The sequence below is a fragment of the Allocoprobacillus halotolerans genome, from assembly GCF_024399475.1.
In the GTDB taxonomy this organism is placed as follows: Bacteria; Bacillota_I; Bacilli_A; order Erysipelotrichales; family Coprobacillaceae; genus Allocoprobacillus; species Allocoprobacillus halotolerans.
In genome coordinates this window covers 1787649-1807809 of the sequence record NZ_CP101620.1, presented here as the reverse complement: position 1 = coordinate 1807809, position 20161 = coordinate 1787649, and the positions used below count along the sequence as shown (strand labels likewise).

Here is a 20161-nt window from a genome sequence, read left to right as displayed (position 1 = left end):
TAATCAAAATGATAAAATATTAATTTTCTTATTAATGATTAGTGCAATAGCTTTACCATTATTGTTTTATAAAAATAAAAAACAATTAATAGTTGCAGCATTCTTATTTTTCACTATAGTGAATGTTACATATATATATAGATATTGCTTTAAAAACGTTACTTTTTATGAAAAAGATTGTATGATTGCTTTATCAAAATATAATAATGAAATAATTTTAGGTGAATACATTAATGGATTTACATTATATAATGATGTTAAGCCATTGTTAAATACGCAAGATAAATATAATGATTATTTGCAAACGAAAGAAAATATTTTGTATTTTGATTATTATGATATAGATGATGTAATAAAAGAACGTTTTCAAATTGATCATATTGAAAAAATATTCGAAGCAAGAAGAAATTTTCTAGCTCTAGGTTCAAAAAGAAATATGGGAATTTATAGATTGGAGTATAATGATGAAAATTAAAATACTATTTACAGGAGGAACAGGATTAGTAGGAAAAAATGTTGTTCCTATACTAGAAAAAAATATGATATTTATGCACCAAAGCGAAATGAACTAAATCTAATGAATAATAAAGATATTGAGAATTTTATACAAGGAAACAAAATAGATATTATTATTCATTCTGCCAATCCTAATCCAACAAAAAATAAACAAGATGTACAAGATAAAATGTTTGAAGATAGTATGAGAATATTTATGAACATATTTTCTTGTAGAAAATATGTTCATAAAATTCTCTATTTAGGGTCTGGAGCCGAATTGGATAAATCAAAGAATATGTTCCAAATTCATGAAGAAGAATTTGGAAGAAGTATACCACATGATGTTTATGGATTTAGTAAATATATAATGAATTATATAATCCAATGTACCAATAATGTTTATAATTTAAGATTATTTGCTTGTTATGGTCCTACTGATCATGAATCAAAATTTATTTCTCATTGCATAAGATGTGTTTTAAGAAATCAAGATATAACGATTAGACAAAATTGTTATTTTGATTATATTCATACAGATGATTTAGCAAATATTATTTCATTTTTTATTGAACATGATCCGAAATATCATGATTATAATATAGCTAGTGGAAGTCGATATTCATTAATTGAAATTGCTCAAAACGTATTGAAAGTAATGAAAAGTGATAGAAAAATAGTGGTTTTATCTGAAGGATTAAATAAGGAATATACACCATGTATTAACCGTTTATTAGATGAAATGGGTAATTACGAATTCAAAAGTTTAGAAGATGGTATTAGAACCATTATACCTTATGAGGAGGAAATATTAAAACATGAAAAAAGAGTTGCTGATATTATTATGGATATATTAGTTGAAGAAGGTATTACAGATAGTTTTGCCGTTGTTGGTGGAGGTTCAATGCATTTGGATAATGCTTTAGGCAAAAAAGAAGAGATTCATAAAATATTTAACCATCATGAACAAGCGTGTGCTATGGCTGCAGAAGCATATGCAAAAATAGAAGGCAAAATTCCATTAGTATTAGTAACAAGTGGGCCAGGTGCTACTAATACTTTGACTGGTGTGATGGGTGCATGGGTTGACAGTTTACCAATGTTAGTTCTCTCAGGTCAAGTACGTTATGATTTGACCGTAGCAAAAACTGGTTTGAATTTAAGATTCAGAGGAGGCCAAGAATTTAATATTGTTGATACTGTGAAAACAATGACAAAATATTCTAAGATGATTATTGATCCACTATCAATTAAACAAGAATTGTTAAAGGCCATCAAATTAGCTACAACAGGTCGAAGAGGACCAGTTTGGTTAGATATACCTTTGGATGTTCAAATGGCTGAAGTAGAAATTGATGATTTATATCCAGAAGAGATTAAAAGTGTTAACAATGAGTATCAAAATGATATAGTAGATATATTAGAAAATTTGAAAGAAGCCAAAAGACCAATTTTATTAGTTGGAAATGGAGTGGGAAATTCCGGAGCTATTCCTTCTTTTAGAGCAATATCTAAAATCTTAGGTATTCCTTATTTAGCAGCAGCACAAGCATCAGATGTAGGATATAGAGAAGATGATAATTATTATGGAATTGCTGGTATAATAGGTTGGAGAGCATCTAACTTTATTTTACAGAATGCTGATTTTATCTTATCTATAGGATCAAGTTTGGGATTTAAAACTACTGGTTATGCACAAGAATATTTTGCTCCTAACGCTAAAATATATATGATTGATGCAGATGAAAATGAACCATTAAAACCCGGATTGAAAATAGATAAATTTATTCATGCAGACGTTAATGATTTCTTTAATGTGTGGAAAGATATATGTTATAAGATAGATGTTGATTCTGATTGGAAAGAGTATTGTAATAAGGTAAGAAATAAATTTGATATTTTTGAAGCTACATATAATTTGGATGATAACGATAGAGTATGTTCATATTATTTTTGGAAAAAATATGATGAAATTGCACCTAATGACAATATTTCTATTTTGGGAAACAATACAGGTATTAGTGCTAAAGTACAAATAGGTGTATTAAAAGAAAGACAAAGAACAATGACGAATGATAATTGTGGATCAATGGGGTATGATTTACCTGCTGCAATAGGTGCAGCCGTTGCTTCTAAACAACCAATTATTTGTGTGACTGGTGATGGAAGTATTATGATGAATATTCAAGAATTACAGACTATAAAACATTATAATCTTCCAATTAAGATAGTTATTTTTGCTAATGATGGATATAATGCTTTTAGGCAAACATGTAAAAACTTTTTTAATAATTTCTATGTTGGTTGCGATTTCAATACTGGAGTTGGTTTTCCTTCATTTAAAAAAGTCGCTGATACGTTTGGTTTTAAATTTCATCATTGTTACAATAATAAAGAAGTAGAGAAAAGCCTTGAATGGTTATTTGCAATTGATGGTCAAGCCATATTAGAAATAGATCAAAGATTAGATGATCCATTAACACCTAAGTTGATGTCTAGAATTAATGATAAAGGTGAATTTGAAACACCTCAGTTACACGATATGTATCCATTTATTTCAGAAGAAGAATTAAAAGAGTTAATGTATGATATACAATAAATTTGTTCATTTCATTGATGGAACTGAAGAAAAAGAAAACAGAATAGCTATATATGGAATACATTGGCTGGTATGTTCAATGCTTTTCAATCAGTTGTATTACTGATGATTATTATGAGAACATGTACAGTGAGAGAAGCAGGTATTTTTTCTTTTTCCTTTTCAAATGCCAGTCTGTTATTATTAATTGCGAATTTTGGAGTAAGAAGTTATCAAGTCACTGATCGAGAACATATTTATTCTTTTAATCAATACTTTTCTTTACGAATCATAACATATTCTTTAATGATTATAAGTGCTTTTATCTTTGTTTTCTTTTCTTATGGTTTATCATTTGAATTGGATAGAGTAAGCATCATTATTTTGATGTGTTTGATAAAAGGAATAGATAGCATAGAAGATGTTTTTTATGGTTATTATCAAAATTTAGAGAGATTGGATATCGGTGCAAAATGTCAATGTCTCAGGTATATTATAACTATATTTTTTTATAGTTGTTTTTTAATCATATTTAAAAATCTTTTAATAGCAACTATACTTACATTAATTATCTCAATTATTACTATGGCTTTTTTATTAAAATCTCTTATTCCTTGGTGACCAAGAAAAAAATAGCTCTTAATTTTCATAATCAGAGAAGTCTTATTCAATCATGTTTTCCAATTTTTATAAGTCTTTTTTTATTATTTTATTTGAATAATGCACCTAAGTATGCAATTGATGCATTATTATCACAAGAACAACAGGCATATTATAGTTTTATTGCTATGCCTGTTTTTGTCATAAGCTTATTAAGTAATTTTATATATCAACCAGTTTTAACTAAAATTGCAGATTTTATAAATCAAAAAAACTATACAATGTTTATCAAAGAAATCATTAAACAAATTGAATATGTTTTATTACTTACAATTATTGTTCTAATTGGTGGTTTTTTATTAGGTATACCTATCCTTTCAGTTTTATATAAAAGTGATTTAACAGCATATAAAATGGACTTAATGATTTTATTATTGGGTGGTGGCATGTATGCATTATCTAACTTTCTCATTATTGTTTTAACAACTATTCGTAAACAAAATACCTTGATTGGAATTTATATTCTTGTTTCAATTCTAGTCTATTTTTTATCAAATAAGTTAGTATCACTATTCAATATTACAGGGGCAGCACTAACATATACAATATCAATGACAACTGTAACTATATGTTGTTTATTATTATTTATTTTTAGTTATAACGAAATGAGGAAATCTAATGATATACGATCAAATAATTAACATAGATAAGTATGAAAAAATATTAGGTAGAAAAATGATACAAACTATCAAGGATGTTTACAATGGTAAACTTCATCATGATGATTTAAACATTTCAATATTTGAATATAACATTGAAGATACAATCAATAATCCTATTTTCGAATGTCATTATCGTCACATTGATTGCCAGATAATGATGGATGGTAGCGAATATATGTATTATACAAATTCTTCATTCATAAAAGCAATATCTGAAATTAATTATAAAGATGATTATCAGTTATTCGAATCAAAAAATATAGTAAATTACTATTTCAAAAAGGTGAATTTATAATCTTTTTTCCAAGAGAGATTCATTCACCAAAACATTATTTTAATTTTGAAAATGTTAAAAGAGTCGTTATAAAGGAGGAAATATAAATGACTAAAGTATTAGTAACTGGAGCTGATGGTTTCATTGGTTCTCATTTGACAGAAAGACTTTTAGAAAGAGGGTATGATGTACGAGCTTTCGTATATTATAATTCTTTCAACAATTGGGGATGGTTAGATACATTACCAAAAGAAAAAATAGATAAAATAGAAATATTTGCAGGTGATATTCGTGATCCTAATGGTGTTAAAGAAGCTATGAAAGGAATAGATATTGTCTTTCATTTAGCAGCTTTAATTGCTATTCCTTTTAGCTACCACTCTCCTGATTCATATGTTGATACGAATATCAAGGGAACACTAAATGTATTACAAGCAGCACGTGATTTAGGTACTAAAAGAATTTTAGTGACTTCAACATCAGAAGTTTATGGGACAGCACAGTATGTACCTATTGATGAGAAACATCCATATCAAGGACAATCACCATATAGTGCAACCAAAATAGGTGCCGATCGTATTGCAGAATCATTTTATAGATCGTTTAATTTACCAGTAACAATTGTTAGACCATTTAATACATATGGACCTAGACAGTCAGCTCGAGCAGTTATACCTACTATCATTACACAATTACTTGCAGGTAAAACTGAAATTAAATTAGGCTCTTTGACTCCAACAAGAGATTTTAATTTTGTAAAAGATACTGCTGATGGATTTATTGCAATTGCAGAATCTGATAAGACAATTGGTGAAGAAATAAACATTGCTACACAACATGAAATATCTATTGGTGAATTAGCACAAGAATTGATTAATCAAATTAACCCAAAAGCAAAGATTGTTTGCGAAGAAGAAAGGCTAAGACCTGAAAAGTCAGAAGTCAATCGTTTACTAGGTGCAAATCAAAAAATTAAACAATTAACAGATTGGGAACCGCAATACACATTTGAAGAAGGGCTTACAGAAACTATTAAATTCTTTAAAGACAATTTAGAAAAATATAAAGTTGATATTTATAATTTATAGGAGAAGTGTATATGGATATTTGTGTGATTGGATTAGGAAGTATGGGGAAAAGAAGAATTCGCTTACTTAAAAATATTGATAAAGTTAATAATATTTATGGTGTGGATTCGCAAAAAGAAAGAAGACAACATACACATGATGAATTAAATATTAATTGCTATAATTCATTATTCGAAGTTTTACAAAAAAAACATGTTGATGGTGTTGTTATTTCAACACCTCCATTAACTCACTCCAAAATCATTAAAGAGGCATTAGAAAATAATCTTCATGTTTTCACTGAAATCAATTTGATTAATGATAATTATGAGAACATAATAAATCTTTCACAAAAAAAGAATAAAATTTTATTTTTATCTTCAACATTTTTATATAGAAATGAAATTAAATATATTAAAGAAGTTATTTCACATGAAATTGTAAATTACAAATATCATGTTGGTCAATACTTACCTGATTGGCATCCTTGGGAAAGTTATAAAGATTTTTTTGTGGGAGATAAAAGAACAAATGGGTGTAGAGAATTATTTGCTATTGAACTTCCATGGATTGTAAATGTATTTGGTGAAATTAAAGATTTTTACTTTTTTAAAAGGAAATCTACAAATTTAGAAATCGATTATGATGATACATATGTAGGAATAATAAAACATGAGAATGGAACAATTGGAACCATAAATGTTGATATTGTTTCTAGAATTGCCAAAAGAGAACTCTGTGTTTATGGAGAAAATATTCATTTAGCGTGGAATGGGACACCAGATTCTTTATACCAATTAGATTTTAAAAGTATGGAAATGGTCAATATATTAACATATAACAATATCAATCAAGACAAAAGATATGCTAAAAATATCATAGAAAATGCATATCAAGAAGAGTTAGAAAACTATATTAATTGTATTTTAAATATGGAAATTCCAAAATACACTTTTTCAAAGGATAAAGATATTATAGATATTATTAATAAAATTGAAAAAGATGATTGAAGGTGAATATGATGGATTTGAAAGTATGTTTTATTGGATTAGGCTCTATAGGAACGAGACATTTAAACAATCTCAAATTAATATGTAAAGAAAAAAATACTCATTGTTGGTTGATGTTTTAAGCTCAAATAAGAATAGAATATATCATGAAATTAACCATGTATACTATGACTATCAAGAATTACCTTCTAACTATGATATAATTTTTATTTGTAATCCCACATCAATGCATTTTGAAACAATAAAAAATACTATTGGTAAGGCAAAAATGTATTTTGTTGAAAAACCAATTTTTGATAAAGGTTTTTCTCAAAAATCGTTAGAATTTATTAAAAATACTAATCAATATTATATAGCATGTCCTTTACGTTATACAAAGGTTATTCAATATATTAAAACCAATATTTCTCCAATTGAAATATTATCTTTAAGATCAATAAGCTCTAGCTATTTACCAGATTGGCGTCCTACAGTAGACTACCGTAAAGTTTATAGTGCTCATAAAGATTTAGGGGAGGAGTTATTATTGATTTGATTCATGAACTTGATTATATAACATATATTATGGGATTTCCAAAAGAACTAAAGGGATATTATAATCGTTTATCTAATTTAGAAATAGATAGTGAAGATATAGCAGTTTATATTGCTAAATATGAACATTCTTTAGTAGAACTACATTTAGATTATTTTGGTAGATATCCTAGAAGACAAGTTGAAATTATCACAAATGATAATATCATTATTGGAGATATTATAAATCAAAATATCAAATTTTTAAAAGACAATAAAACTATAGAATTTCAAGAAGAAACAAATGATAAATACATTTTAGAAATGAGAACTTTTTTAAAAATGTATGAACAAAAAATAGTCAATACAAATAGTATTTTAGAAGCAAATGAAGTATTAACTTTAGCTCAATCTATTGAAAAGGAGGAATAATTATGAATCATTTTATACCCTTATCAGTTCCAAATATTAAAGGAAATGAAAAAAATATGTAAATGAAGCACTAGATACTGAATGGGTATCTTCAGGTGGTCCTCATATTAAAACATTTGAAGATAATTTTGCAAACTATCTAGATGTTGATTATGCTTGTGCCTGTCAATCAGGAACAGCAGGTCTTCATTTATGTTTAGTAGCTTTAGGCATTGAAAAAGATGATATAGTACTGGTACCATCATTAACATTTATTGCAACTATTAATTCAATTATGTATCAAAAAGCGACTCCAGTTTTTTTGATTGTGATAAAGAACTAGGAATTAACACTACAGAAATTACAAAATATTTAGAAAATGAATGTACTATTAAAAATAATCAGGTTATAGAAACAAAAAGTGGGAAAAGAATTAAAGCTATTATGCCTGTCCATGTTTTTGGTAATATTTGCTATATGGAAGAGATTATGAAAATAGCAAAAAAATATAATCTTTATGTCATTGAAGATTCTACTGAGGCATTAGGTTCATATTATACTAACGGACCTTTTTGTGGAAAATATGCAGGAACTATAGGAGATGTAGGTGTATTCTCTTTTAATGGTAATAAAATTATTACTACTGGTGGTGGTGGTATGGTTGTTTCTAATAATAAGAAATTGATAGATAAAATCAGATACCTTTCAACACAAGCTAAAGATGATACGGTTTATTTTATCCATAATGAAATTGGGTTCAATTATCGTTTGACAAACGTACAAGCTGCTCTTGGTTTAGGACAATTAGAGCAATTAGAACAATTTATCCAAATAAAGAAAGAAAATTATTTATTATATAAGGATTTATTAAAAGAAAGTAATCTAGGATATATATTAGATTTCAATTCTTCTATAAGACCTAATTATTGGTTTTATACATTTATGCTAAAAAAACCAAATGCTATTCTTAGAGATCAGTTAATACAATATTTTAAAGATAATGATGTTCAAACAAGACCGATTTGGAAATTAAATCATACTCAAAAACCATTTCTAAATTATAAGATGTGTGGTGGTAAAGAAGCTCAATTTTTTTATGATAGTGCCATTAATATTCCTTGTAGTAGTAATTTAACACAGGAAGATGTAAGAAGAGTAGCTCAATTAATTATGGATTTCGAAAAAAATTATGAAAAAACTGGTATTAGTAGGCGGTGGTGGTCACTGCAAAAGCGTAATAGACGCTTTGGATAAAAAGAAATTCGATGACATTGTTATTCTTGATCCAGCTTTTCCACATCTGAAAGAGGTTTTGGGGATACCTGTTGTAGGTAATGATGATTATTTAGAAGCATTATATTCTCAAGGATATCATTATGCATTTATAACTGTTGGAAGTATAAAAAATACAACAATAAGAGAACAATTATATAAAAAATTAACGATGTATAGATATCAACTTATTAATGTAATTGATCGAAGCTCAATACTTGCAAATGATATACAAATTGGTGAAGGTGTTTTTATAGGAAAAAAGTTGTAATTAATGCTGATGTATCTTTAGGCAATATGTGCATAATAAACACCGGTGCCATCATTGAACACGAATGTACTATTGGACACTTTTCGCATGTTTCAGTTGGAAGTGTACTGTGTGGGAACGTAGAAATAGGAGATAGTGTTTTTATAGGGGCAAATAGCACAATCAGGAATGGACTCAAAATAAAAGATTATGCAATCGTAGGTATGGGAAGTTGTGTTATTAAAAATATAGGTCAAAATGAGTATGTTGCTGGAAATCCTGCAACTTTTTTAAGGAGAAGATAAATAATGGATAAAACATATATTATTGCAGAAGCTGGTGTAAATCATAATGGTGATATTAATTTAGCTCGACAACTTATTGATGCTGCTGCTGAAGCTAGAGTGAATTGCATAAAATTTCAAACTTTTAAAACCTCTCAATTAGTATCGAAATATGCTCAAAAAGCTGAATATCAAAAAAAGACTGATATAAAAAATGAGACTCAATTTGATATGTTGAAAAAATTGGAGTTATCGTTTGATGATTTCTATGAATTGAAAAATTATTCTGAAATGAAAGGATTAGATTTTTGTTCAACTTCTTTTGATATTGAAAGTACTGAATTTTTAGCTAAGCTCCATATGCCATTTTGGAAAATTCCTTCTGGAGAAGTAACAAATCTTCCATATATTATTAAAATTGCCAAATATAATGAACCCATGATTATGTCAACAGGTATGTGTACAATGGAAGAAATTGAATTTATTGTTAAAATAATTAGAAAATACAACAATCAAGAGTTAACTCTTCTTCATTGTAATACAGAGTATCCTACTCCCTTTGAAGATGTTAATTTAAAAGCTATGAATACAATGAAAGATAAATTTAATGTTCGAGTAGGATATTCTGACCATACAAAAGGAATTGAAGTGCCAATAGCTGCAGTCGCTTTAGGTGCAAAGGTTATAGAAAAACATTTTACATTGAGTCGTCATATGGAGGGACCAGATCATAAAGCAAGTCTTGAACCAAATGAACTGAAAGAAATGGTTACATCAATTAGAAATATTGAAAAAGCTTTAGGTTTAGAAGAGAAAAAAGTATCTCAATCAGAGAATAAAAATAAGTGCATAGCAAGAAAAAGTATTGTTGCAAAAAAAGTATTAGAGAGGGCGATGTCTTTACTGAAGAAAATCTAACTGTAAAAAGGCCAGGAAATGGTATCTCACCCTTAAAATGGTTTAATATACTAGGTAAGAAATCACATTTTAATTATGATGAAGATCAATTAATTTTAGCTGAGGAATTAGATTATGAAGAAATATAATATAGCAGTTTTAACGGGTTCACGTGCTGATTATCACCTTCTTTACCCTTTATTAAAAAAATAGATCAAGATCCTGAACTTAATTTGTTGCTTATGGTAACAGGATCACATTTATCTTCTTTGTATGGTAACACATATCAATACATAGACAAGGATGGATTTAAAAATTATTATAAAATTTCTATATTGGATGAGAATGAAAACGTTAACTATTCTATAGCAAAGATGATTATGAAAGCAGATGATTTTTTTCAAATTATTCTATTGATTTACTAATTGTGTTGGGTGATAGATATGAAGCTTTGGGAACAGTCATTGCAGCAGGACATCATTGTATTCCCATAGCACATATACATGGAGGAGAGACTACAGAAGGTGCTATCGATGAATCGATTCGTCATTCAATTACAAAATTTAGTCATCTTCATTTTACAAGTTGTGATGAATATTATAAACGTGTCATACAATTGGGAGAAAATCCAAATTTTGTTTTTAATGTTGGTGCATTAGGTGTTGAAAATATTTTAACACAAAAACTTTTATCAAGAGAAGAATTGGGAAATGATATTTTTTTTACAAAAGGAAAATATGCTTTAGTTACTTTTCATCCTGTAACTTTGGAAAAAAATACTGCTGAACATCAATTAAAAGAAATGTTAGAAGCATTTTTATTATTTGATGACTTAAAATTTATCATTACAAAATCTAATGCTGATGCAGGTGGTAAAATTATAAACAAAATAATAGATCAGTATTGTTGTGAATATCCAAATAAATTTTATAGTGAATTTAGTCTAGGAATGATTAGATATTTGAGTTCGATGAAATATGCTGATTTGGTCATTGGTAACTCTTCTAGTGGTATTATCGAAAGTCCTTCTTTTAAAGTTCCAACCATAAATATAGGAGATAGACAAAAAGGAAGAAAACAAGCCATAAGTATTATTAATTGTAAACCAATAAAAAGAGAAATCTATGAGGCGATGAAATTGGGACTTTCTCAACAATTTAGAAACAAATTAGTAGATATGTCTAGCCCATATGGATTTGGAAAAACAAGTCAAAGAATGATAGACATAATTAAACTTAATATAAAAAGCAACAAAATTGATCTTAAAAAGAAATTTTATGATATAAACTTTAAACCCTAAAAAATATTGCGTCTATTTAAAAAAGTTAATGATTGAGAAAGCAAAATGGAATTTACATATTTTATTATTATAAACAAGTAAGATATATGATGGGAGGGAAAAATATTAACATGAAAAAAATACTTAAAATTTTCTTTATTTTCTGTTTTGTAGGAATTTTATCTACCTACGATGTTTATGCCAGTGATAGTCAAAGTGGATATTGGGCTTGGACAGAATCAGGTTGGAAGTATTATGATGAAAATGGTCATACTTTAAAAGGTTGGCAATATCTTAATGGACATACATATCTATTCAATGAAGATGGAGGATATACAATTGGCTGGTACTATAATGATGAAGGCTATCATTATTTCAATGAAGAAGGTCATATGCTGGTAGGTTGGCAGACTGTCAATGGAAAAAGATACTATTTTAATAGTCGAGGTATCATCACTAAAGGGTGGTTGAATCAAAATGGAAAAAAATATTATTTTAATAATGAAGGACATATGTTGGCAGGTACGCATACTATTGATGGAAAAATAAGATACTTTAAATCAAATGGAGAACTTGGGCTAGGATGGCAATGGACAGAGACCGGTTGGAAATATTTTGATCGAAATGGAAACACATTGAATGGTTGGCAATCATTAAATGGATATACTTATTTATTCAATAGTGATGGTGGATATACAATTGGCTGGTACTATAATGATGAAGGCTATCATTATTTCAATGAAGAAGGCCATATGCTAGTTGGTTGGCAGACTGTCAATGGAAAAAGATACTATTTTAATAGTCGAGGTATCATCACTAAAGGGTGGTTGAATCAAAATGGAAAAAAATATTATTTTAATAATGAAGGACATATGTTGGCAGGTACGCATACTATTGATGGAAAAATAAGATACTTTAAATCAAATGGAGAACTTGGGCTAGGATGGCAATGGACAGAGACCGGTTGGAAATATTTTGATCGAAATGGAAACACATTGAATGGTTGGCAATCATTAAATGGATATACTTATTTATTCAATAGTGATGGTGGATATACAATTGGCTGGTACTATAATGATGAAGGCTATCATTATTTCAATGAAGAAGGTCATATGCTGGTAGGTTGGCAGACTGTCAATGGAAAAAGATACTATTTTAATAGTCGAGGTATCATCACTAAAAGGTGGTTGAATCAAAATGGAAAAAAATATTATTTTAATAATGAAGGACATATGTTGGCAGGTACGCATACTATTGATGGAAAAATAAGATACTTTAAATCAAATGGAGAACTTGGGCTAGGATGGCAATGGACAGAGACCGGTTGGAAATATTTTGATCGAAATGGAAACACATTGAATGGTTGGCAATCATTAAATGGATATACTTATTTATTCAATAGTGATGGTGGATATACAATTGGCTGGTACTATAATGATGAAGGCTATCATTATTTCAATGAAGAAGGTCATATGCTGGTAGGTTGGCAGACTGTCAATGGAAAAAGGTATTATTTCAATAGTCGTGGTATCATTACTAAAGGCTGGATGAATCAAAATGGCAAAAAGTATTATTTTAATAATGAAGGGCATATGTTAACTGGCTACCAAATTATAAATGGAAAAGAATATAATTTTGGTACTAATGGAATTCAGCAAGATGGCTGGTGTTCTTCAACTGATGGTGTTAGATATTTTAAGAATGGAAACACACTAAAAGCTTGGCAATCTATAAATGGAAAAACTTATTATTTTTCTAATGATGGAATTATGAAAACTGGCTGGTATCAAAATGAAGATGGTATGCATTATTTTGATTCAGATGGTAGTATGGTTGTAGGAACAAAAACAATAGAAGGAACAACATATCATTTTGATGATAGAGGTGTGTGTTCAATAGGTTGGGTTAAACAAAACGGTCAAAAGAAACTTTATAACAGTTATGGAGAACTTATTGAAGGTGCTGATGCACTTGTCATTGATATTTCTAAATGGAATGGTAATATTGATTGGGATACTATAAAAAAAGAAGGAATGGTAGATAAAGTTATTTTACGTTGTGGATATTACAGTCATACCAATGATAATGTTGTTATTGATCCCCAATTTTTAAAAAATGCTCAAGCTCTAGAAAGATTAAATATTCCTTATGGTGTATATTTCTTTAGTTATGCAACTAATGTTGAAGGAGCAAAAAAAGAGGCTTATGCAACCTTAGATTTAATAAAAGGTAGAAAATTATCTTTACCAGTTTATTACGATTTAGAGTATACAGATAATGTTGGAAATATTTCTGCTAGTACATATACAGATATGGCAAATACATATTGTCATATTATTGGAGATGCTGGTTATACTCCAGGAATTTATGCTAACTTAAATTACTGGAATAATAAACTATATGATAGTTCCTTAAATAAATATGAAAAATGGGTAGCTCAATATGGACATAGTAGCCAACCTATTATCAAACATTGTACTTATAAAGGGACATATAGAATGTGGCAATATACTTCTTCAGGTTCTATTAATGGTATTAAAGGAAGAGTAGATATGAATGCATATTTTTCTTCTAAAAAGACTGGTCCAACAAATTAATGAATAGAGGCACAATAATTTTATTGTGTCTCATTTATTATAAAAGTTAATCAAATAACGAATAAGAAAGGATGCATATGAAAAAAGAGAGATTATTATATTTAGATATTCTAAGAACATTAGCTATTATATTAGTTGTTCTTTGCCATGCAATTGAGCTATTTTATCCATCATCTTATAGCAATGCATTACCATCTTCAAATATATCTTTTTATATTCAAAGTTTACTATATCTTCTATCACGATTGGGAGTACCGATCTTTTTAATGATAACTGGTATTCTTATGATGAATAATAGTGAAATGGATATTGCTATATTTTATAAAAAATATTTAGTTCCACTTTTTATAATAACTGAGATATGGATAGTTATAAATAATCTATTTGAAAATTTTATTTTTCAAATAAATTTGGATATAACAAGCATGTTTTATCAAATGTTATTTCTAGAACCATTAAAAATGAAACAAATGTGCTACATGCCTCTTATTCTAGGAGTATATTTATTTATACCATTTATAAAGATAGGAATTCAAAAATACGCAAACAACAAAATTATTTTTATACCCATATGTTTAGGAGTTATTGCTTATTTTTTAAATCCAACAATAAATATACTTATAAGTGCCCATTTTCCAGATAGTATTCTCAAATCAGTTAATTTAGATTTATCATTCATTGGTGGATTTGCTGGAATATATATTGACTGGATATGTTTTTAATAAACTTAAAATAAATATTAATACTTTTATATTGTTTTTTTTTGTTTACAATAACTCTAGTCATTAAAGTATCATGTCTTTTCTATCTAAAAAATCTAAATTATGAATATTCTAATTTTATATGGTATACAAATTTTTTACATATTTATTCAATTTTGATTGCATAGATTTAAATTGTTATCTTTTATGAGTAAAGAAGAAATATTTTTAAAAATGAAATACATCTATTTACTGATAAAAGATATACTATTTTACCTATATTTTCTTATGTATTAAAATGGATAAATATAACGTGATCTACTCATATTTTTAAATTTAATAATTTGCTGATAACCTAGTTCTTTTAATGTCTCAATAGTTTCATTATCTGTAAGCGTCAAATAATAAAGCCCTATAAATAATGCTGAAGAAACACTATAATAGGACTGTAATTATTTATTGGATTTCATTTAACGACTAAAAGATCGTATTTCTACGATTTTTTAGTCAGATATATGTTTTCTGGTAATGATTTTGACCATGGCATGATCTTTTCTAGTTCCTTGTCATCATTAATATCTATTTCAGTTAATGCTGTTAAAAGATATTCAAAATAATCATATGGCTTGAGATTATTAAGTTTTGCTGTTTCAAGGAGCGAATAGATTGCTGCACTTGCTTCTGCTCCTTTAACTGTGTTTGAAAACAGCCAGTTGCGACGACCTACGCAGAATGGACGAATTGAATTTTCTGCTCGATTGTTGGATATTTCAATACGACCTTCTTCAAGATACAATCTTAAGTTTTCTTCCTGGTTGATGCTGTATGTTAAGGCTTGGCTGAGTTTGGTCTTTTCAACTGCTACTTTTGCACATTCCTTGACATCCTTGAAGAAATCATCAATGATTGGCTTTGCTTCTTCTTGCCTTGTGTCTTTGATCTCTTCATAGCTTTTGCCTTTTAATTTCTTTTCAAGCGTAAAAAGCTTATTGATCTTATGAAGAAGTCTGTAACTTGCAGTACCTTTTAGATCTGTATCAGATGGTGCACCATCAAGTGCTTCTAAATACTTTCGACGACAATGTGCCCAGCATCCCATGTGTCTGATATCATCAAGTTTGTCATAGGCCTGATATCCATCTGTCTGAAGTATATTATGATATCCTTCAAGATGTTTCTTTGCATGTTCATGACCTCTTGTGTTTTCATAAATGAAATGAACAATTTGCTTGTCTTCACTTCGTCCTGTCTTGTATACCCACATATAGGATTTTGTTGTTGGTTTCTGGTCTGGAACATTCAAAACCTGATTTGTTGTTTCATCCGCATGCAGATATTCACTTTGAAGAAGTGTCTTATGCATATAATCAGTCATTCTTTTGAAATATTCATCATGAAGCTTGATCATCCAGTTGGCCATTGTCTGTCTTGATAGTTTCAATCCAATCTGATTGAACATCACTTCCTGTCTGTATAAAGGCAATGCCTTATTGAATTTATTATCAATAATATATGATAAAAGTGATGGTGATGCAAAACTCTTATAGATAACAGAAGCTTTCATATCTGCCTTGAATATTTTTGATTTTAATGAATCTTCCTCACATCTGTCACAGGTATAGACATATTGAACATGCTCAATAACCTCATACCTTGCAGGATAATAGACAAGTTCTTTTCTGATGTTTTCACCAATCTTTCTTAATGGCTCACCACAGTCAGGACAGTTCTTGTTTTCTAGATCATAAATCTTTGTTACAGCGGGTAATGATGAAATATCAATGCCACGTTTATTGTTTTTCTTTTTTCGTTTATATGTCACTTCTTCAAGTTTTGGTTCTGCTTTGATTGGAGTTGATTCAATTTCAATTTCATCAAAAAGAGAAATCTGGTCAGGAAGAACAGTTTTTTCTGATGATGAACCAAAAGCTTCTTCTGCTGAAGTCTGATCTGCTGACTGTACCAGTTTAACTGTTCACTTAAAACATTGATCTCGTTATCCTGTCTTTTGATTCTTTCTTCAAGCATATTGATTTTTTTGATTAGTTCTTCCTGACTTAGATTTCTCAGATCCATTGTATAATTCACTCCATATCTTAATAATTCAACGAATAGTATTGTACCATACTTCAATATGAATTATTAGATGAGAAGCTGTTTTTCTTTGAATTTTTCTTCAAATTCAAGGCCTTCCAAAAGCCAGTTGAGCTGAGTGGAAGTTATTTTTCTTGTATTGGAATCATCATGTTCTTCAATCTTGAACCTGCCATGTTCAAGTCTTTTGATGAACAGCCAGAAACCATTGGATTCATAATAGAGTATCTTGATCCTGTTTCTGGCTTTGTTTGTAAAGATAAACAAACTATGATCAAGAACATTCATCTGAAAGTGAAGATTCACGATCTGTGTCAAACCATCAATCGACTTTCGCATATCAACATAATGGCTTGAAACATATATATTCTTGATTTCATCGGTGTTAATGATCATTTTAATGCACCAATGACTTTATCAAGCAATGAAGAATCAAATTCAACAGTATGACCATCAATATTCATCGATACAAGAGCTGGCATGTCATCAATAACTCCAACAGGCAGAAAGATATCAGTAGAAACCGAATCCTTTTGAATCTTCCTTTTATTTTTATAGAAAGAGCTGAGAGCAAGATGATGTTCATCACAGTATTTATTAACAGTGAGTCCACTGTTCAGCTGATCATCAATGATCTTTTTCCAATCATATTTCATGTAGCTAAACCTCCTTTTCAATTGGTAGTTACATTTTATATGATTTGTTTTATAAATATCAGTGCTATTTCATTTGACGCTTACAAGGAAACGAGGTTTTGTAGTGTGTGAATTATAGAGGACTTACCTGTTTTATTTTGTAAATGCAAAAGAGCTAGAAAAAGAATTTAATATTCTTATTCTAGCTCTTTTTGATTTTATAAAGTATTTAATCATGACTAATAGTTTAGTTTTTGAAAAAGAATATAACATAGTGTTATTTACCGTCCAAAATACATTGAATTCTTTCTTTTACATCTTCTAATTCACCACTATCAGGATAAAAATAATATTGATAATAATTGGTTCTCACTTCATCATAATGCCATTTATATACTCCTTCAATAGAATGATTTTCCATTGTTTGAAGTTCAGGCAACAAGTCTACCACTAATTGATATGCTTTAATAAAATCTTTTTTTGGTAGATTTGTAGTAAAATTATTTTCTAATGTATCAATAATATTTAGCGCATAACTATATGTAGGTTCTTGGGAAAATTTACTAAAAATCCCTTTAATCAATTCCATTTGCTGGTATCCTCTTGATCTTTCATTTAAAGGAAGCATTTTTCTTGCTCTGGCAAATATTAAAGCTTTTTCTCCATCAACTTCATTATATCCTTTTGTAAAATGATAACCTTCGGCATCGTATGTATAATGACTATATACTTTAACACCATCTAAAGCATCAACTAAATCAATTAATCCATCAAAATTTATTTTAGCATAATAATTAATTTCAATATCTAATTTATCTTCAATGCTTGCAATAGAGGATTGAACTCCTCCCCACCATCCACTATAAGATAATTTACTATTGGCATTTTTGCAGGGTATATAGACAAATAAATCTCTAGGAATAACTTGAAGGTTTACTTTTTTGTTTTTGGATTAACTGTTAATAAAATATTAACATCACCTCTCCCTGTGGAATTAATATTGTTTTTTGAAGATAAATCAGTTCCTTGAAAATATATAGTAAATGGATTTTGAGAAATATCCACATTTTTTGTAGAGGCACTTTCGATTCTATAATTTTTTGATAGAATAATTTTGATTTTATCTGTATAATTTTCATCAATAATCGATAAATCGCTTTTTCCAATATTTGTTAAAACTAGTAAATCTATTTTTTTATTTTTTAAATCATTATATGCGTCTTCCATGTTCTCATAAGGTTTTTCAATTTTAATACTTTTTTTATTTTCTTTTAATATTTCTGATGATTTGATATATGATTGATTATCATCTTGACTATACGCCAATATCAAATCAGAAAAGGACTGTTCTTTTGTGATATTAGAATCTTTCAATGTAACAATTTGCACTGATTCAAATTCTTCAATTTCTGTTACTTTGTCTGTAAAAGTATTTACTTTTTGTACTCCAAGCACACAAATACTCAAACATATGCAAACAATAATTTCCAAAACAATTGCTATTTTAGGAATTTTATAATGAGAAAATACTAATAAAACAATAATAATAGTAAAAACTATCAAAGATATCATAAAAATATCTGTTGGCACATAGATAGAGATTTGGGAAAAGCAATACATTCCTAAAAACATTATAAATATTAACAAAACAAATGTCACTTTACCAATTACAGAAGTTTTGATGTACTTTAAATATTTTTTCATTGTTATCTTTCCACCTTGATTTTAATTTATCGTTTTAAAATTCTATTTTTTTAACCATTTTTGTATTGCATCGTCACTATCTTTAACATGATTACTTAATATATTTAAAGATGGTTTTACTGTGGCATTGGGTTCTAGTTCTTTTATCTTTGATTCTATTTGTGCTCCTCTACCTGATTTACTTGTTGAATATGGAATAATGACTTTCTCTGAAAAATCATATTCATCAAAAAAAGAATACATGACTTGCGGCATATCACTCCACCATATGGGATATCCAACAAAAATAATATTATATTTATCTAAATTATCAATTTTGTTAGAAATCACAGGATAGACATTTTTTTCTTGTTCTTTTTTGGCCTTTTCAACAACTTTGTTAATATTGCCAGAATATTTTTCTGAAGTTTTTATAGGAAATACATCTCCTTTAACAAATGTATTGATTTTATCTGTCAGATAACGAATTGTACCAATATTTTTATCGTTTATTTGTGTAACGCTACAAGATGAAGCTATATCTACTTTACTATTTTCTCCAGGAGAAAAATAAACAATTAATACTTCATCCTTTTGATAAGTAAAATAAAATACAGACATACAAATTATAGAAATCATTAAAATAAATGCAATTATTTGTCTTTTTAATATTTCCATAACAACCTCCTTTCACCAAACTCTAATATAATGAGCTATTATAAAGTATATTTTAAAATTATATTTTAACTACATAGTCTTTGAATACTTAAATTAATAATACAGTTGATGGGAAAATATT

At 28.2% G+C, this 20161-nt stretch carries 23 protein-coding genes and 2 pseudogenes; 18 read left to right on the top strand and 7 right to left on the bottom strand.

Features of this window, described 5'->3' with window-relative positions:
• Positions 1–61: 61 nt before the first annotated feature.
• The 18 genes and pseudogenes from NMU03_RS10695 (at position 62) to NMU03_RS10620 (ending at position 14971) form a co-directional block, all read left to right on the top strand.
• A complete protein-coding gene (locus tag NMU03_RS10695) occupies positions 62–475 on the top strand; it encodes a hypothetical protein (protein ID WP_290138243.1) in 414 nt (137 codons plus the stop codon).
• A 6-nt stretch (positions 476–481) separates the two neighbouring features.
• Complete coding sequence (locus NMU03_RS10690; RefSeq protein ID WP_353956697.1) at positions 482–3094, top strand: thiamine pyrophosphate-dependent enzyme; 2613 nt, start codon at positions 482–484, stop codon at positions 3092–3094.
• Between the two features lie 63 nt (positions 3095–3157).
• Entirely contained in the window at positions 3158–3694 is a 537-nt protein-coding gene (locus NMU03_RS10685; protein WP_353956612.1) for a polysaccharide biosynthesis protein, read from the top strand.
• A gap of 92 nt (positions 3695–3786) precedes the next feature.
• On the top strand, positions 3787–4374 hold the full coding sequence (locus tag NMU03_RS10680) for a lipopolysaccharide biosynthesis protein (RefSeq protein ID WP_290138227.1): 588 nt from the start codon (positions 3787–3789) through the stop codon (positions 4372–4374).
• Positions 4352–4690 carry a YhcH/YjgK/YiaL family protein gene (locus NMU03_RS10675; protein WP_290138225.1) on the top strand — a complete coding sequence of 113 codons (339 nt, stop codon included), beginning with the start codon at positions 4352–4354 and terminating at the stop codon, positions 4688–4690. Before NMU03_RS10680 ends, NMU03_RS10675 begins: the two co-directional genes overlap by 23 nt.
• An 86-nt stretch (positions 4691–4776) precedes the next feature.
• On the top strand, positions 4777–5757 hold the full coding sequence (locus NMU03_RS10670; protein ID WP_290138223.1) for an NAD-dependent 4,6-dehydratase LegB: 981 nt from the start codon (positions 4777–4779) through the stop codon (positions 5755–5757).
• A gap of 11 nt (positions 5758–5768) precedes the next feature.
• Positions 5769–6746 carry a Gfo/Idh/MocA family protein gene (locus tag NMU03_RS10665; protein ID WP_290138221.1) on the top strand — a complete coding sequence of 326 codons (978 nt, stop codon included), beginning with the start codon at positions 5769–5771 and terminating at the stop codon, positions 6744–6746.
• A 103-nt stretch (positions 6747–6849) separates the two neighbouring features.
• Complete coding sequence (locus NMU03_RS10660; RefSeq protein ID WP_353956611.1) at positions 6850–7281, top strand: Gfo/Idh/MocA family oxidoreductase; 432 nt, start codon at positions 6850–6852, stop codon at positions 7279–7281.
• Positions 7278–7691, top strand: a complete 414-nt coding sequence (locus NMU03_RS10655; protein WP_290138219.1) for a hypothetical protein — start codon at positions 7278–7280, stop codon at positions 7689–7691. The genes NMU03_RS10660 and NMU03_RS10655 overlap by 4 nt, the downstream gene beginning before the upstream one ends.
• Before the next feature lie 64 nt (positions 7692–7755).
• Positions 7756–8013: pseudogene (locus tag NMU03_RS17675) on the top strand (DegT/DnrJ/EryC1/StrS family aminotransferase); the annotation flags it as partial.
• 2 nt (positions 8014–8015) lie between these two features.
• Complete coding sequence (locus NMU03_RS10650; RefSeq protein WP_353956696.1) at positions 8016–8924, top strand: DegT/DnrJ/EryC1/StrS family aminotransferase; 909 nt, start codon at positions 8016–8018, stop codon at positions 8922–8924.
• On the top strand, positions 8860–9213 hold the full coding sequence (locus NMU03_RS10645) for a PglD-related sugar-binding protein (protein WP_290138217.1): 354 nt from the start codon (positions 8860–8862) through the stop codon (positions 9211–9213). The genes NMU03_RS10650 and NMU03_RS10645 overlap by 65 nt, the downstream gene beginning before the upstream one ends.
• 26 nt (positions 9214–9239) lie before the next feature.
• Positions 9240–9497 carry a DapH/DapD/GlmU-related protein gene (locus tag NMU03_RS10640; protein WP_290138216.1) on the top strand — a complete coding sequence of 86 codons (258 nt, stop codon included), beginning with the start codon at positions 9240–9242 and terminating at the stop codon, positions 9495–9497.
• Between the two features lie 3 nt (positions 9498–9500).
• The gene (neuB, locus tag NMU03_RS10635) at positions 9501–10394 is read left to right on the top strand and encodes an N-acetylneuraminate synthase (protein ID WP_290138215.1); all 894 of its coding nucleotides are present in this window, start codon (positions 9501–9503) and stop codon (positions 10392–10394) included.
• The gene (locus tag NMU03_RS17670) at positions 10322–10522 is read left to right on the top strand and encodes an SAF domain-containing protein (RefSeq protein WP_353956610.1); all 201 of its coding nucleotides are present in this window, start codon (positions 10322–10324) and stop codon (positions 10520–10522) included. The genes neuB and NMU03_RS17670 overlap by 73 nt, the downstream gene beginning before the upstream one ends.
• A 260-nt stretch (positions 10523–10782) precedes the next feature.
• Positions 10783–11673: pseudogene (gene neuC, locus NMU03_RS10630) on the top strand (UDP-N-acetylglucosamine 2-epimerase); the annotation flags it as partial.
• Positions 11674–11783: 110 nt separating this feature from the next.
• A complete protein-coding gene (locus NMU03_RS10625) occupies positions 11784–14249 on the top strand; it encodes a GH25 family lysozyme (RefSeq protein WP_290138214.1) in 2466 nt (821 codons plus the stop codon).
• A gap of 71 nt (positions 14250–14320) precedes the next feature.
• A complete protein-coding gene (locus tag NMU03_RS10620) occupies positions 14321–14971 on the top strand; it encodes an acyltransferase family protein (protein WP_353956609.1) in 651 nt (216 codons plus the stop codon).
• A 472-nt stretch (positions 14972–15443) separates the two neighbouring features.
• On the opposite strand, the gene tnpC is transcribed toward NMU03_RS10620, so the two are convergent.
• From tnpC to NMU03_RS10585, 7 genes are all read right to left on the bottom strand, one after another.
• Positions 15444–16772, bottom strand: coding sequence for an IS66 family transposase (tnpC, locus tag NMU03_RS10615; RefSeq protein WP_290138212.1), 1329 nt, complete (start codon positions 16770–16772; stop codon positions 15444–15446).
• On the bottom strand, positions 16769–17026 hold the full coding sequence (locus NMU03_RS10610) for a hypothetical protein (RefSeq protein WP_290138210.1): 258 nt from the start codon (positions 17024–17026) through the stop codon (positions 16769–16771). The genes tnpC and NMU03_RS10610 overlap by 4 nt, the downstream gene beginning before the upstream one ends.
• Before the next feature lie 66 nt (positions 17027–17092).
• A complete protein-coding gene (gene tnpB, locus NMU03_RS10605) occupies positions 17093–17440 on the bottom strand; it encodes an IS66 family insertion sequence element accessory protein TnpB (RefSeq protein WP_290138069.1) in 348 nt (115 codons plus the stop codon).
• The gene (gene tnpA, locus NMU03_RS10600) at positions 17437–17700 is read right to left on the bottom strand and encodes an IS66 family insertion sequence element accessory protein TnpA (RefSeq protein ID WP_290138208.1); all 264 of its coding nucleotides are present in this window, start codon (positions 17698–17700) and stop codon (positions 17437–17439) included. The genes tnpB and tnpA overlap by 4 nt, the downstream gene beginning before the upstream one ends.
• A 256-nt stretch (positions 17701–17956) precedes the next feature.
• Positions 17957–18577, bottom strand: a complete 621-nt coding sequence (locus NMU03_RS10595) for an LCP family protein (RefSeq protein ID WP_290142322.1) — start codon at positions 18575–18577, stop codon at positions 17957–17959.
• Between the two features lie 35 nt (positions 18578–18612).
• Complete coding sequence (locus tag NMU03_RS10590; protein WP_290138206.1) at positions 18613–19383, bottom strand: hypothetical protein; 771 nt, start codon at positions 19381–19383, stop codon at positions 18613–18615.
• Between the two features lie 42 nt (positions 19384–19425).
• Positions 19426–20040 carry a flavodoxin gene (locus tag NMU03_RS10585; protein WP_290138204.1) on the bottom strand — a complete coding sequence of 205 codons (615 nt, stop codon included), beginning with the start codon at positions 20038–20040 and terminating at the stop codon, positions 19426–19428.
• Positions 20041–20161: the final 121 nt, after the last annotated feature.

What these genes read in the sequence shown, in the direction of transcription:
- NMU03_RS10665 (WP_290138221.1), top strand. Translation starts at nt 5,769, where the DNA reads ATGGATATTTGTGTGATTGGATTAGGAAGTATGGGGAAAAGAAGAATT.
- NMU03_RS10585 (WP_290138204.1), bottom strand. Translation starts at nt 20,040, where the DNA reads ATGGAAATATTAAAAAGACAAATAATTGCATTTATTTTAATGATTTCT.
- NMU03_RS10590 (WP_290138206.1), bottom strand. Translation starts at nt 19,383, where the DNA reads ATGAAAAAATATTTAAAGTACATCAAAACTTCTGTAATTGGTAAAGTG.
- NMU03_RS10620 (WP_353956609.1), top strand. Translation starts at nt 14,321, where the DNA reads ATGCATATGAAAAAAGAGAGATTATTATATTTAGATATTCTAAGAACA.
- NMU03_RS10675 (WP_290138225.1), top strand. Translation starts at nt 4,352, where the DNA reads ATGATATACGATCAAATAATTAACATAGATAAGTATGAAAAAATATTA.
- tnpB (WP_290138069.1), bottom strand. Translation starts at nt 17,440, where the DNA reads ATGATCATTAACACCGATGAAATCAAGAATATATATGTTTCAAGCCAT.
- NMU03_RS10645 (WP_290138217.1), top strand. Translation starts at nt 8,860, where the DNA reads ATGAAAAAACTGGTATTAGTAGGCGGTGGTGGTCACTGCAAAAGCGTA.
- neuB (WP_290138215.1), top strand. Translation starts at nt 9,501, where the DNA reads ATGGATAAAACATATATTATTGCAGAAGCTGGTGTAAATCATAATGGT.
- NMU03_RS10610 (WP_290138210.1), bottom strand. Translation starts at nt 17,026, where the DNA reads ATGGATCTGAGAAATCTAAGTCAGGAAGAACTAATCAAAAAAATCAAT.
- NMU03_RS10625 (WP_290138214.1), top strand. Translation starts at nt 11,784, where the DNA reads ATGAAAAAAATACTTAAAATTTTCTTTATTTTCTGTTTTGTAGGAATT.
- tnpA (WP_290138208.1), bottom strand. Translation starts at nt 17,700, where the DNA reads ATGAAATATGATTGGAAAAAGATCATTGATGATCAGCTGAACAGTGGA.
- NMU03_RS10640 (WP_290138216.1), top strand. Translation starts at nt 9,240, where the DNA reads ATGTGCATAATAAACACCGGTGCCATCATTGAACACGAATGTACTATT.
- NMU03_RS10670 (WP_290138223.1), top strand. Translation starts at nt 4,777, where the DNA reads ATGACTAAAGTATTAGTAACTGGAGCTGATGGTTTCATTGGTTCTCAT.